General features: G+C 62.1%; 12 protein-coding genes. 10 read left to right on the top strand and 2 right to left on the bottom strand.

The genetic code is table 11. The features are described 5' to 3' along the window. The first annotated feature begins 137 nt into the window (after nucleotides 1–137). Nucleotides 138–1,337 (top strand): succinyldiaminopimelate transaminase, encoded by a 1,200-nt coding sequence (gene dapC, locus BBF94_RS24515; protein WP_065261526.1) that lies wholly within the window; start codon nucleotides 138–140, stop codon nucleotides 1,335–1,337. A 159-nt stretch (nucleotides 1,338–1,496) separates the two neighbouring features. Then, nucleotides 1,497–2,225 carry a M12 family metallopeptidase gene (locus tag BBF94_RS24510; protein ID WP_065261525.1) on the top strand — a complete coding sequence of 243 codons (729 nt, stop codon included), beginning with the start codon at nucleotides 1,497–1,499 and terminating at the stop codon, nucleotides 2,223–2,225. Nucleotides 2,226–2,231: 6 nt separating this feature from the next. Here the strand turns inward: BBF94_RS24510 and BBF94_RS24505 are convergent, their stop codons facing one another. After that, nucleotides 2,232–3,863: a Na+/H+ antiporter gene (locus BBF94_RS24505; protein WP_065261524.1), complete on the bottom strand. Its 1,632-nt coding sequence runs from the start codon at nucleotides 3,861–3,863 to the stop codon at nucleotides 2,232–2,234. Nucleotides 3,864–4,044: 181 nt separating this feature from the next. Between BBF94_RS24505 and BBF94_RS24500 the strand changes: the two genes are divergently transcribed. The 4 genes from BBF94_RS24500 (at nucleotide 4,045) to BBF94_RS24485 (ending at nucleotide 7,187) form a co-directional block, all read left to right on the top strand. Beyond that, nucleotides 4,045–4,407, top strand: coding sequence for an ArsC family reductase (locus tag BBF94_RS24500; protein ID WP_047601306.1), 363 nt, complete (start codon nucleotides 4,045–4,047; stop codon nucleotides 4,405–4,407). 31 nt (nucleotides 4,408–4,438) lie between these two features. Then, nucleotides 4,439–5,473 carry a 2,3,4,5-tetrahydropyridine-2,6-dicarboxylate N-succinyltransferase gene (gene dapD / locus BBF94_RS24495; RefSeq protein WP_065261523.1) on the top strand — a complete coding sequence of 345 codons (1,035 nt, stop codon included), beginning with the start codon at nucleotides 4,439–4,441 and terminating at the stop codon, nucleotides 5,471–5,473. Between the two features lie 107 nt (nucleotides 5,474–5,580). Continuing rightward, nucleotides 5,581–6,786 carry an aminotransferase class V-fold PLP-dependent enzyme gene (locus BBF94_RS24490; RefSeq protein WP_065261522.1) on the top strand — a complete coding sequence of 402 codons (1,206 nt, stop codon included), beginning with the start codon at nucleotides 5,581–5,583 and terminating at the stop codon, nucleotides 6,784–6,786. Then, entirely contained in the window at nucleotides 6,783–7,187 is a 405-nt protein-coding gene (locus BBF94_RS24485) for a SufE family protein (RefSeq protein ID WP_065261521.1), read from the top strand. The genes BBF94_RS24490 and BBF94_RS24485 overlap by 4 nt, the downstream gene beginning before the upstream one ends. 75 nt (nucleotides 7,188–7,262) lie before the next feature. On the opposite strand, the gene tcdA is transcribed toward BBF94_RS24485, so the two are convergent. Beyond that, on the bottom strand, nucleotides 7,263–8,087 hold the full coding sequence (tcdA, locus tag BBF94_RS24480) for a tRNA cyclic N6-threonylcarbamoyladenosine(37) synthase TcdA (protein WP_176704499.1): 825 nt from the start codon (nucleotides 8,085–8,087) through the stop codon (nucleotides 7,263–7,265). 219 nt (nucleotides 8,088–8,306) lie between these two features. On the opposite strand from tcdA, the gene BBF94_RS24475 reads away from it, so the two are divergent. The 4 genes from BBF94_RS24475 (at nucleotide 8,307) to BBF94_RS24460 (ending at nucleotide 13,524) form a co-directional block, all read left to right on the top strand. Further along, nucleotides 8,307–10,898, top strand: coding sequence for a glycosyltransferase (locus BBF94_RS24475; protein WP_065261520.1), 2,592 nt, complete (start codon nucleotides 8,307–8,309; stop codon nucleotides 10,896–10,898). A 211-nt stretch (nucleotides 10,899–11,109) separates the two neighbouring features. After that, nucleotides 11,110–12,261: a succinyl-diaminopimelate desuccinylase gene (dapE, locus tag BBF94_RS24470; RefSeq protein WP_065261519.1), complete on the top strand. Its 1,152-nt coding sequence runs from the start codon at nucleotides 11,110–11,112 to the stop codon at nucleotides 12,259–12,261. After that, nucleotides 12,261–13,070, top strand: coding sequence for a putative RNA methyltransferase (locus tag BBF94_RS24465; protein ID WP_065261518.1), 810 nt, complete (start codon nucleotides 12,261–12,263; stop codon nucleotides 13,068–13,070). The genes dapE and BBF94_RS24465 overlap by 1 nt, the downstream gene beginning before the upstream one ends. A 76-nt stretch (nucleotides 13,071–13,146) precedes the next feature. Continuing rightward, nucleotides 13,147–13,524 (top strand): hypothetical protein, encoded by a 378-nt coding sequence (locus tag BBF94_RS24460; RefSeq protein ID WP_065261517.1) that lies wholly within the window; start codon nucleotides 13,147–13,149, stop codon nucleotides 13,522–13,524. The last annotated feature ends 26 nt before the right edge of the window (nucleotides 13,525–13,550 follow it).

The raw sequence follows: 13,550 nt of genomic DNA, 5'->3' as shown, positions 1-13,550 counted from the left end.
CGTTTGCAGGATGCCATCGTCGAACAGCTCAGCGTCAATCAGGAACCCGACATCAAACTGTCGCGCATCAGTATCTGAATCAACCATTTCCCCCTGTGGGAGCGAGCCTGCTCGCTCCCACATTGAACGAGGCCCTCATGAACAACGCTCTGACCCAGCTGCAGCCCTACCCGTTCGAAAAGCTCCGCGCCCTGCTCGGCAGCGTCACGCCGAACCCGGACAAGCGCCCGATCGCGCTGTCCATCGGCGAGCCGAAACACCGTTCGCCAGGTTTTGTCGCCGAAGCGCTGGCCAACAATCTGGATCAGATGGCGGTGTACCCGACCACCCTTGGCATTCCGGCCCTGCGCGAAGCCATCGCCGCCTGGTGCGAACGTCGTTTCAACGTGCCGAAAGGCTGGATCGACCCGGCGCGCAACGTGCTGCCGGTCAACGGCACCCGTGAAGCGCTGTTCGCGTTCACCCAGACCGTGGTCAATCGCGGCGAAGACGCACTGGTGGTCAGCCCTAATCCGTTCTATCAGATCTACGAAGGCGCGGCGTTCCTCGCCGGCGCCAAGCCGCACTACCTGCCATGCCTGGATGAAAACGGCTTCAACCCGGACTTCGACGCGGTGTCGCCGGACATCTGGAAACGCTGCCAGATCCTGTTCCTGTGCTCGCCGGGCAACCCGACCGGCGCGCTGATTCCGGTCGATGTGCTGAAAAAACTGATCGCCCTGGCCGACGAATACGACTTCGTGATCGCCGCCGACGAGTGCTACAGCGAACTGTACTTCGACGAGCAGACACCGCCGCCGGGCCTGCTCAGCGCCTGCGCCGAACTGGGTCGCAAGGACTTCAAGCGTTGCGTGGTGTTCCACAGCCTGTCCAAGCGCTCGAACCTCCCCGGCCTGCGCTCGGGCTTTGTTGCGGGTGACGCCGAGATCCTCAAAGGCTTCCTGCTGTACCGCACCTACCACGGCTGCGCGATGCCGGTGCAGACCCAACTGGCCAGCGTTGCGGCGTGGAACGATGAAGTGCATGTGCGTGCCAACCGGGCGCTGTATCGCGAGAAGTTCGATGCCGTATTGGCCATCCTCGGCCCGGTGATGGACGTGCAGCGTCCGGATGGCAGCTTCTACCTGTGGCCAAACGTGCAAGGCGATGACGCCGCGTTCTGCCGGGATCTGTTTGCCGAAGAGCACGTAACCGTGGTGCCGGGTTCGTACCTGTCCCGGGATGTCGACGGCGTCAACCCGGGCGCCGGTCGTGTGCGCATGGCGCTGGTCGCACCGCTGGCGGAATGTGTGGAAGCGGCCGAACGCATCCGCGATTTCGTCTTGCGTCACAAGTAATGCCTGAACGCCCGGGCCGGGTGATCCGGCACGGGCGCCTTTTGCATCCCGTTACAGATCGCTCAACTATTTACACCCATCCGCCTGTCGGCCAGACGTTAGTCTTGGGCGGCGCACAGCCGTGCGCCCTCGCAAACCCACTTCAAGGAAGAAGTCGACATGAACGATCTGTTGGATTGTCAGCTCATTCAGTGGCCCGATGATCAAGCCGCCTACATCGCAGCCATCAACGAAAACCCCGCCAATGCCGGCCAGCGTTCCGGCACTCGCCGCAAGCGCTCCGTACTCCATTACTCAAAGCTGTGGGCCAATGGCCGCACACTGAAAATCGCCTTCATGGACGCTCCCGATGCAGAGCACAAGGCGAAAATCATCTGCGCCGCCAGCCGATGGTTGCCGTACATCAACCTCAAGTTCGATTTCGTCGACGATTTGCAAGGCGATATCCGCATTGCCACAAAAAACAACGACAACAGTTCGATGCTGGGCACCGACGCCCTGCTGATCCACCCCGACCATCCCACCATGAATCTTGGGGTCAAACCGGAACATGAAGACTTCGAGGTAATCGTCATACACGAGTTCGGCCACGCACTGGGTGCGATGCACGAGCATCAACACCCCAAAGCCAATATTCCGTGGGATAAGCCAAAGGTGTATGAGTTCTACAAGAACCGTGAAATGAACCCGCTGACCGAGGAGCAGGTCGACAGCAACCTGTTCGCGTCCTTCGACACACTGGATGCGATCTACACCTCGTATGACCGCAGGTCGATCATGCACCACCCGGTCGCCAACACATTGACGGTGGGCGACTGGGAGGTGCCGATCAACCGCAAAATCAGCAAAAAGGACAAACGCCTGATGAGATTGCTCTATCCCAGGTAACTTTCCCTATTTGACCTGCCCCAGATTCGCCTCACTCAGGTCAAGCTCACCCAACACTTCACGCAACACGTCGTCACCGATCTGGTGTTGACGACTCAGGCTGTACAACTCAAGACGCTGCGCACGCAGCGCCTTGAGTCGCAAACGGCGCTCAAGCAAGTCCATCTGAAAGGCCAGCGCCTGAGCCTCGACAGAGTCATTGAAGACCTCCAGCTGATGACGGTACTCGGACATGATCCGCGCCTTGAGCTCCGCCGACAGTGCAGCTTGCGCGGCGTCCTGCGGATTGACCTCTTCGACCTCAAGCGCATGGATCGCCGCTTCGGCGGTCTTTCGCCAGGCATCACGGACTTCCTGGCGGCGTTTGTCGTCGGGGCTTTTCTGGATCCCGCGCAACAGCAACGGCAACGCAATGCAGGCCGCCACCAGCGACATCAGGATCACCCCGGCGGCGATGAAGATCAGCAGGTCGCGCTCGGGAAAGGCCTCGCTGCCCATCAGCATCGGCACCGACATGACGCCTGCCAGCGTCACCGCACCGCGCACCCCGCCGACGGTCAGCAGCCAGCAGGAGCGGGCCGTCGGCACCTGGGTCAGTTCGCCCTTGCCGCGCAACCGCCGCAACAACACCGACAGACGCCAGATGCTTTGTACCCAGATGAAACGCAACAGCACCAGCGCCAGGAAAATCGCCACCACGTCGAGGCAGCGGTAGAACAGGGTCGGCCACAATGAGGTTTCGTGGCTGACCACGGCCTTGATGATGTCCGGCAGTTGCAGGCCGAGCAACAGGAAGATCAATCCGTTGAAGGCAAACTCCAGCAACGACCAGACACTGCGATTGAGCAGGCGGGTGCTGGTCTGACGCGGCAGCAGATCGAGCCAGCTCTGCATCATCCCCGCCGCCACGGCCGAGAGAATGCCCGACGCGCCCAGTCGCTCGGCCAGCACATAAGCGGCGAACGGCAGCAACAACATGAACACCACGTGGGTGGCCGGGTCATCCCAGCCCCGGGCGATCATCCAGGCGCGCAAACGGCCCACCAGCCAGCTCAGCACGACACCGACCGCCAGCCCGCCCACCGCCACCAGCACGAACGTCAGACTGGCATTGGCCAGCGAGAATGCACCGGTGACTGCCGCAACCAGGGCGAACTTGAACGTCACCAGACCCGAAGCATCGTTCATCAACGCTTCGCCTTGCAGCATGTGCATCAGCGGCGTAGGCAGGCGGTTCTGTGATATGGCCGACACGGCCACGGCGTCGGTCGGCGACAGCACCGCCGCCAGTGCGAAGGCCACCGGCAGCGGTATCGTCGGCAGCAGCCAGTGAATGAAGTAGCCGGCGCCGACCACGGTAAACAGCACCAGACCGACCGCCAGCGTCAGCACCGGCCCGCGCAGACGCCACAACTCGCGTTTGGGCATGCGCCAGCCATCGGAAAACAACAGCGGCGGCAGGAACAGAAACAGAAACAGTTCGGGATCCAGCGCCACATGCAGGCCCAGAGTCGGCCAGGCCAACAGGGCACCGGCGGCGATCTGCACCAGCGGCAGCGGTAACGGAATGACCCGTCCCACCAGGCGCGAGACGCTGACCAGCATCAGCAGGATCAGGACGGTATAAGCGGTTTGCATAAAGCGGAAATCCCGGACAATCGACAGCGTTGAACTGCCATATTAGCCGCTTGGGCTGTGGCTGACCGTTGCACCTATGTCGCAGGCCCCATTGCAAAAGCAACCTCGGCGCCGCGAAACCGTCTGGTCATGGCATAATCCGACACCATTTTTTTCCAGCACCTGTAAAGGGGACGATTCCTTGACCGTTTCAAGCAAAACGTTGCACCTTTTCGGCATCAAGGCCTGCGACACCATGAAGAAGGCGCGCACCTGGCTCGATGAACACGCTGTCAGCTACGATTTTCACGATTACAAGACCGCCGGCATCGACCGTGAACACCTGACCCGATGGTGCGACGAACACGGTTGGCAAACGGTGCTGAACCGTGCAGGCACGACCTTTCGCAAGCTCGACGACGAACGCAAAGCCGACCTCGACCAGTCGAAAGCCATCGAACTGATGCTCGCTCAACCCTCGATGATCAAGCGCCCGGTGCTCGATCTCGGCGACCGAACCCTGATTGGCTTCAAGCCAGATATCTACGCGGCCGCGCTCAAGTAAGCAGCCCGTCACTTTTCGCAGAGGTATTCACATGTCCAAATCCCTGTTCAGCCTGGCCTTCGGCGTCGGCACTCAAAACCGTCAAGGCGCATGGCTGGAAGTGTTCTACGCCCAGCCGCTGCTCAACCCGTCCGCTGAACTGGTCGCGGCGGTCGCGCCGATTCTCGGTTACACCGAAGGCAACCAGGCCATCACTTTCACCACCGCACAAGCTGCGCAACTGGCTGAAGCGGTAAAAGGCGTTGACGCGGTACAAGGCAAGTTGCTGACCCGCCTGGCCGAAAGCCACAAGCCGCTGGTCGCGACCCTGCTGGCCGAAGATGCTCAGCTGACCTCCACCCCTGAGGCCTACCTGAAGCTGCATCTGCTGTCCCATCGCCTGGTAAAGCCGCATGGCGTGAGCCTGGCCGGGATTTTCCCGCTGCTGCCGAACGTGGCCTGGACCAGCCAGGGCGCGATCGACCTGAGCGAACTGGCCGAGCTGCAACTCGAAGCCCGTCTGCGTGGCGAGCTGCTGGAAGTGTTCTCGGTGGACAAGTTCCCGAAAATGACCGACTACGTGGTACCGGCCGGCGTGCGTATCGCTGATGCCGCACGTCTGCGTCTGGGTGCCTACGTGGGCGAAGGCACCACCGTGATGCACGAAGGTTTCATCAACTTCAACGCCGGCACCGAAGGCCCGGGCATGATCGAAGGCCGCGTCTCCGCTGGCGTGTTCGTCGGCAAGGGTTCGGACCTGGGCGGCGGTTGCTCGACCATGGGCACCCTGTCGGGCGGCGGCAACATCGTGATCAAGGTCGGCGAAGGCTGCCTGATCGGCGCCAACGCCGGTATCGGCATCCCGCTGGGCGACCGCAACACCGTCGAGTCGGGCCTGTACGTCACCGCCGGTACCAAAGTCGCACTGCTGGACGAAAACAACAACCTGGTCAAAGTCGTGAAGGCGCGTGAGCTGGCCGGCCAGACCGACCTGCTGTTCCGTCGCAATTCGGAAACCGGTGCCGTGGAATGCAAGACCCACAAATCGGCGATCGAACTGAACGAAGCGCTGCACGCTCACAACTAAGCAGCACATTGATAACCTGTGGGAGCGAGCTTGCTCGCGAAGCTTTTTGGTGTCCTCAAGGACGCCTTCGCGAGCAAGCTCGCTCCCACAGGTCAGGCGTATATCAGATGATGATTCCCTCCCCCTGGCGCGCCGATTTCCCGGCCATCGCCGCCCTGCAACGGCAGGACCAGACCTATCTGGACAACGCCGCCACCACGCAAAAACCCCAGGCCCTGCTCGACGCGCTGGCGCATTACTACGCCAATGGCGCCGCCAACGTACACCGTGCGCAACATCTGCCCGGCGCCCACGCCACGCAGGCGTTCGAGGACAGTCGCCTGAAGGTCGCCCAGTGGCTGAATGCCGGTGACAGCGGGCAGATCATCTTCACCCACGGCGCCACCAGCGCGCTGAATCTCCTGGCTTATGGCCTGGAACCTCTTTTCCATCCGGGCGATGAAATTGTCATCAGCGCCCTGGAGCATCACGCCAACCTGCTGCCGTGGCAGCAACTGGCACAACGTCGCGACCTGAAACTGGTGATCCTGCCGCTGGACGATGACGGTGTGATCGACCTCGGCGCCGCCGTTCACCTGATCGGTCCGCGTACCCGTCTGCTGGCGGTCAGCCAATTGTCCAATGTGCTCGGCGCGTGGCAACCGTTGCCGGCGCTGCTGGCGATGGCCAAGGCGCAGAACGCGCTGACCGTGGTCGATGGCGCTCAAGGCGTGGTCCACGGCCGCCATGACGTGCAGGCCCTGGGCTGCGACTTTTATGTGTTTTCCAGCCACAAGCTGTACGGCCCCGATGGCCTCGGCGTGCTGTTCGGGCGCAACGAAGCGCTCGAGCGCCTGCACCCGTGGCAGTTCGGCGGCGAAATGGTGCTGGAAGCCAATTATCACGAATCGCGCTTTCGCCCTGCGCCGCTGGGTTTCGAAGCCGGAACGCCGCCGATCGCCAGCGTGATCGGCCTCGGTGCGACCCTCGACTACCTCGCGGGGCTGGATCTGGACGCGGTGGCCGCCCACGAAGCCGCGCTGCACGATTACCTGTTGCGCGGCCTCGCCGCCCGCAATGGCATTCGCCTGCTGGGCCAGCCACAACTGGCGCTGGCCAGTTTTGTCGTCGAAGGCGTGCATAACGCCGATCTGGCGCACTTGCTGACCGAACAGGGCATAGCCGTGCGCGCCGGGCATCATTGCGCGATGCCGCTGCTCAAGCGTTTCGAACTGGCCGGGGCGATCCGCGTGTCGCTGGCGCTGTACAACGACTCCGAAGATCTGGAGCGCTTCTTTGACGCGCTGGACCAGGCGCTGGAGCTGTTGCGATGAGCCTGCCGGTCGAGGCTGCCGAAGCCCTGCAAACGTTTCAGAACGCCCCCGGCTGGGAACAACGGGCGCGGCTGTTGATGCAGTTTGGTGATCGTCTGCCGCCCTTGAGCGATGTGGACAAGTGCGAGGCCAACCGGGTGCACGGCTGCGAAAGTCAGGTGTGGCTGGTCGGGGAGTTGCGCGATGGCCGCTGGCAGTTCGCAGCGGGCAGCGATGCGCGGATGATTCGCGGATTGGTGGCGTTGTTGCTGTTGCGGGTCAACGGTTTGTCTGCCGCTGAGTTGCAGCAAATCGATCTGCCAGATTGGTTTAATCAACTCGGCCTGTCGCGGCAACTATCGCCTTCTCGCAGCAATGGCCTGAATGCCGTGCTCAAGCGGATGAATGAGTTGGCTGGTTAATCGCTTTCGCGAGCAGGCTCGCTCCCACATGTGAATGCATTCCAATGTGGGAGCGAGCCTGCTCGCGAAGAGGCCTCAAGGCGCCACATCAAGCCTGAGGCTTGACCCGATCCGCCGGCCGCCGGCGCCCGCGACAATCTTGTCCACGGCCTTGGTCGCGGCGACCATGCCGAACGTCGCCGTCACCATCATTACCGCGCCAAATCCGCCGGCGCAGTCCAGCTTCACGCCATCACCGACAAAACTCTTCTGCAGGCAAATGCTGCCGTCCGGTTTCGGATAGCGCAGCTGCTCGGTGGAGAACACACACGGCACGCTGTAATGGCGAGTCACGGTACGCGAAAAACCGTAGTCGCGGCGCAATGTAGAGCGCACTTTCGAGGCCAGTGGATCATTGAAGGTGCGGTTGAGGTCGCAGACCTGAATCAGCGTCGGATCGATCTGCCCGCCGGCGCCGCCGGTGGTGATGATCTGGATCTTGCGGCGCTTGCACCAGGCGATCAGCGCAGCCTTGGCGTTGACGGCGTCGATGCAGTCGATCACGCAGTCGATGTCCGGCGTGATGTACTCGGCCATGGTGTCACGGGTGACGAAATCCGCCACGGCGTGCACCTTGCAGTCCGGGTTGATCCCGCGCAGACGGTCGGCCATCACCTCGACCTTGGGCTTGCCGACGGTGCTGTCCAGTGCATGCAACTGCCGGTTGGCATTGCTGACGCAGACGTCGTCGAGGTCGAACAGGGAAATCTCGCCCACCCCGCAACGGGCCATGGCTTCCGCCGCCCAGGAACCGACGCCGCCTACGCCGACAATCGCCACGTGGGCGGCGCGCAGACGCGCCATTCCCTCAACGCCATACAAACGGGCGATGCCTGCAAACCGCGGATCTTCTGTACTCATGACCATTACCCCAAAAACCGGCGCGCATTATAGGGCCACGCAGCGACAAGTTTTAAGCTTCGAGCTACAAGTGTAAGAACTTAAGTCAAAGTGTATTGCCCAACGTCCGGCATTTCCCTGTCTGTTGTAGGACTCGGCGAACTGCCGGTGTAGGATGCGCGCCCTCAGGCGTCAACCAGCCGACCCTTCGTTCCACAGACCTTGGAACCCGACACAGCTATGTCATCGCGTAAATTTGGACTCAACCTGGTGGTGGTTCTGGCAATCGCCGCCCTGTTCACCGGTTTCTGGGCGCTGATCAACCGCCCCGTCTCCGCGCCGAACTGGCCGGAGCAGATCTCCGGTTTCTCCTATTCACCGTTCCAGCAGGGACAATTTCCGCAGAAGGATCAGTATCCGACTGACGACGAAATGCGCCGCGACCTGGAGATCATGAGCAAGTTGACGGACAACATCCGTATCTACTCGGTCGACGGCTCCCTGCAAGACATCCCGAAACTGGCTGAAGAGTTCGGCCTGCGCGTGACCCTGGGGATCTGGATCAGCCCGGATCAGGAACGCAACGAACGGGAAATCACCCGCGCCATCGAACTGGCAAACACCTCACGCAGCGTGGTTCGCGTGGTGGTCGGTAACGAAGCGATCTTCCGCAAGGAAATCACCGCCAAAGAACTCAGCGTGCTGCTCGACCGCGTGCGTGCCGCCGTGAAAGTACCGGTCACCACGTCCGAACAGTGGCACGTCTGGGAAGAACATCCGGAGCTGGCCAAGCACGTCGACCTGATCGCCGCCCACATCCTGCCCTACTGGGAATTCATTCCGGTGGACAAGGCCGGGCAGTTCGTCTTCGACCGCGCCCGCGACCTGAAAAAGATGTTCCCGAAAAAGCCGCTGCTGCTGTCCGAGGTGGGCTGGCCGAGCAACGGCCGCATGCGCGGTGGCGCCGATGCGTCGCCGGCGGATCAGGCGATCTACCTGCGCACGCTGGTCAACAAACTCAACCGCCAGGGCTTCAACTACTTCGTGATCGAAGCATTCGACCAGCCATGGAAGGCCAGCGACGAAGGTTCGGTCGGCGCCTATTGGGGCGTGTTCAACGCCGCGCGCCAGCAGAAATTCAACTTCGAGGGCCCGGTGGTGGCGATCCCGCAATGGCGGGTGCTGGCGATCGGCTCGGTGGTGCTGGCGCTGTTGTCGCTGACCCTGCTGATGATCGACGGCTCGGCCCTGCGCCAGCGCGGTCGTACCTTCCTGACCTTTATTGCATTCCTGTGCGGGTCGGTGCTGGTGTGGATCGGTTACGACTACAGCCAGCAATACAGCACGTGGTTCAGCCTGACAGTGGGCTTCCTGCTGGCGCTCGGTGCGCTCGGGGTGTTCATCGTGCTGCTGACCGAGGCCCATGAACTGGCCGAGGCGGTGTGGATCCACAAGCGTCGCCGCGAATTCCTGCCGGTGGTCGGCGATTCGGATTACCGCCCGAAAGTGTCGATCCATGTGCCGTGCTACAACGAGCCGCCGGAGATGGTCAAACAGACCCTTAACGCCCTGGCCAATCTCGACTATCCGGACTTCGAAGTCCTGATCATCGACAACAACACCAAGGATCCGGCGGTGTGGGAGCCGGTGCGCGACTATTGCGAAACCCTCGGCCCGCGCTTCAAGTTCTTCCACGTTTCGCCCCTGGCCGGTTTCAAGGGCGGCGCGCTGAACTACCTGATCCCGCACACCGCCAAGGACGCCGAAGTGATCGCGGTGATCGACTCCGACTACTGCGTGCACCCGAACTGGCTCAAGCACATGGTGCCGCACTTCGCCGACCCGAAAATCGCCGTGGTGCAGTCGCCGCAGGACTATCGCGACCAGAACGAAAGCACCTTCAAGAAGCTCTGCTACGCCGAATACAAAGGCTTCTTCCACATCGGCATGGTGACCCGAAACGATCGCGACGCGATCATCCAGCACGGTACCATGACCATGACCCGTCGTTCGGTTCTGGAAGAACTGGGCTGGGCCGACTGGTGTATCTGTGAAGACGCCGAACTGGGCCTGCGGGTATTCGAAAAAGGCCTGTCGGCGGCGTATTACCATGACAGTTACGGCAAAGGTCTGATGCCGGACACCTTCATCGACTTCAAGAAGCAGCGTTTCCGCTGGGCCTACGGTGCGATCCAGATCATCAAGCGTCATACCCGCAGCCTGCTGCGCGGCAAGGACACCGAACTGACTCGCGGCCAGCGTTATCATTTCCTTGCGGGCTGGCTGCCGTGGGTGGCAGACGGCATGAATATCTTCTTCACCGTCGGCGCACTGCTGTGGTCAGCGGCGATGATCATCGTGCCGCAGCGGGTCGATCCGCCCTTGCTGATCTTCGCGATCCCGCCGCTGGCGCTGTTCATCTTCAAGGTCGGCAAGATCATCTTCCTTTACCGTCGCGCCGTGGGCGTGAACCTGAAAGATGCATTCTGCGCGGCACTGGCCGGCCTGGCGTTGTCGCACACCATCGCCAAAGCGGTGCTGTACGGCTTCTTCACCAGCAGCATTCCGTTCTTCCGCACCCCGAAGAACGCCGATAACCACGGCTTCTGGGTGGCGATTTCCGAAGCCCGGGAAGAGCTGTTCATCATGCTGCTGTTGTGGGGCGCGGCGCTGGGGATTTTCCTGGTGCAGGGCATTCCGAGCAACGACATGCGTTTCTGGGTGGCAATGCTGCTGGTGCAGTCGCTGCCATACGTGGCGGCGCTGATCATGGCGTTCCTGTCGTCGCTGCCGAAACCGGCGGCAGCGCCTGAACCGGCACCTGTCGTCTAATTCCTCGACGAAGCACTAAACGGCGGCCAATGGTCGCCGTTTTGCTTTAAGATAACCGCCATTTTGCGGGGCCAAGGCCCCGATGGCCTGCCACTAGACCTGTGGAGCGAGCTTGCTCGCGATGAGTCCGTCACATTCAACACTTATGTTGAACAGGACATCGTCATCGCGAGCAAGCTCGCTCCCACATTTACAGCATCCGGAGTTTTCCATGACGGCCCACGCCGACCTCTCGCCGACCCTCCAACTGGCCATCGACCTGATCCGCCGTCCGTCCGTGACGCCGGTCGACGCCGATTGCCAGACGCAGATGATGCAGCGCCTGGGCGATGCCGGTTTCCAGCTGGAACCGATGCGCATCGAAGATGTGGATAACTTCTGGGCGACTCACGGTAAAGGCGACGGCCCGGTGCTGTGCTTCGCCGGTCACACCGACGTGGTGCCGACCGGGCCGGTGACTGCGTGGCAGATCGACCCGTTCGACGCGGTGATCGATGAGCACGGCATGCTCTGTGGCCGTGGCGCGGCGGACATGAAAGGCAGCCTGGCCTCGATGACCGTGGCCGCCGAACGCTTCGTCGCCGACTACCCGGATCACAAGGGCAAGGTCGCGTTCCTGATCACCAGCGACGAAGAAGGTCCGGCGCATCACGGCACCAAGGCCGTGGTCGAGCGTCTGGCGGCCCGTAACGAGCGTCTGGACTGGTGCATCGTCGGCGAGCCATCGAGCACGGCGCTGGTGGGCGACGTGGTGAAGAACGGTCGTCGTGGCTCCCTCGGCGCCAAACTGACCGTGCGCGGTGTACAGGGCCATGTGGCCTATCCGCACCTGGCGAAGAACCCGATCCACCTCGCCGCGCCGGCCCTGGCCGAGCTGGCTGCCGAGCACTGGGATCACGGCAACGATTTCTTCCCGCCGACCAGTTTCCAGATTTCCAACGTCAACTCCGGCACCGGCGCGACCAACGTGATTCCGGGCGATCTGGTGGCGCTGTTCAACTTCCGTTTCTCCACCGAGTCGACGGTCGAAGGCCTGCAGAAGCGCGTCGCCGACATCCTCGACAAACACAACCTGGACTGGCACATCGACTGGGCGTTGTCCGGTCTGCCATTCCTCACCGAACCGGGCGCGCTGCTCGATGCGGTGTCGTCGAGCATCAAACAGATCACCGGCCGCGAGACCAAGGCGTCCACCAGTGGCGGCACGTCCGATGGCCGCTTCATCGCGACCATGGGCACCCAGGTGGTTGAACTGGGTCCGGTCAACGCGACCATTCACCAGGTCAACGAGCGTGTGCTGGCTTCCGATCTCGACTTGCTGACCGAGATCTACTACCAGACCCTGATCAAGTTGCTCGCCTGATGCTCGCGTGCCCGATCTGCAGTGAACCGCTGAACGCGGTGGACAACGGCGTGGTCTGCCCCGCCGGCCACCGCTTCGACCGCGCACGTCAGGGTTACCTGAACCTGCTGCCGGTGCAGCACAAGAACAGCCGCGATCCCGGCGACAACCAGGCCATGGTCGAGGCCCGTCGCGACTTCCTGAACGCCGGGCACTATGCGCCGGTGGCCAGGCGCCTGGCGGAACTGGCGGCGGGTTATGCGCCGGCCCGTTGGGTCGATATCGGTTGTGGCGAGGGCTACTACACCGCGCAGATCGCCGAAGCCTTGCCGGACGCTGACGGCTACGCACTGGACATCTCGAAGGAAGCGGTCAAACGCGCCTGCAAACGCAATCCGGCCCTGACCTGGTTGATCGCCAGCATGGCCCGGGTGCCGCTCGCTTCCGGCAGCTGCCAGTTTCTGGCCAGCGTCTTCAGTCCGCTGGACTGGGAGGAGGCCAAGCGTCTGCTCAGCGTCGGCGGCGGCCTGATGAAAGTCGGTCCGACCAGCGGCCATCTGATGGAACTGCGCGAACGCCTGTACGACGAAGTGCGCGAGTACACCGACGACAAGCACCTGGCCCTGGTGCCGGAGGGCATGGCGCTGGCCCACAGCGAAACACTGGAATTCAAACTGACGCTGGACAAGCCCGAGGATCGCGCCAACCTGCTGGCGATGACACCTCACGGCTGGCGCGCCAGTGCCGAACGCCGTGCGGCGGTGATAGAGCAGCCTGAGCCGTTCGTGACCACCGTGTCGATGCGCTACGATTATTTCGTTCTTCAATAACTTTTGGACTCGGGCAAGTAGCCCGGGGCCGGCTAAATCCGCGAATGGATTTTTCAGACCCGCAGTGAGGATATCCATGCGCCAACCGGACATCGAGATTTACCTGAAAGACGCCGACGTCGACCACAAGGCCATTTCCGCCTGGCTGGGCGCAGCCCTTGGCCCATGCAGCGACTGGGTACAGAAAGGCCAGACCTGGAAGTGCAAGGCCGGCAACATCCCGGTGACCTGGCTGCCGAAAGCCGTGGGCAAGTGGAACAGCCTGTATCTGGAAAGCGATGAAACCCCGTGGGACGACGACATCGCCTGCGCCCGGGCCGCTTTCGCCGCGCTGAACGTCGAAGTGCGCTGCGCGCCTGGCAGCTGGGTCGAGGAGGAAGGTGAGGAATCGGCCGATCGCTGGATCCGGATCAGCGCCGATGGTGAAGAAGAAATCACCTGGAAAACTGCGTAACAGACAATGCACAAAACCTGTGGGAG

Source organism: Pseudomonas bananamidigenes (genome assembly GCF_001679645.1).
Lineage (GTDB): Bacteria > Pseudomonadota > Gammaproteobacteria > Pseudomonadales > Pseudomonadaceae > Aquipseudomonas > Aquipseudomonas bananamidigenes.
This window is presented reverse-complemented; position numbering and strand designations above follow the sequence as displayed.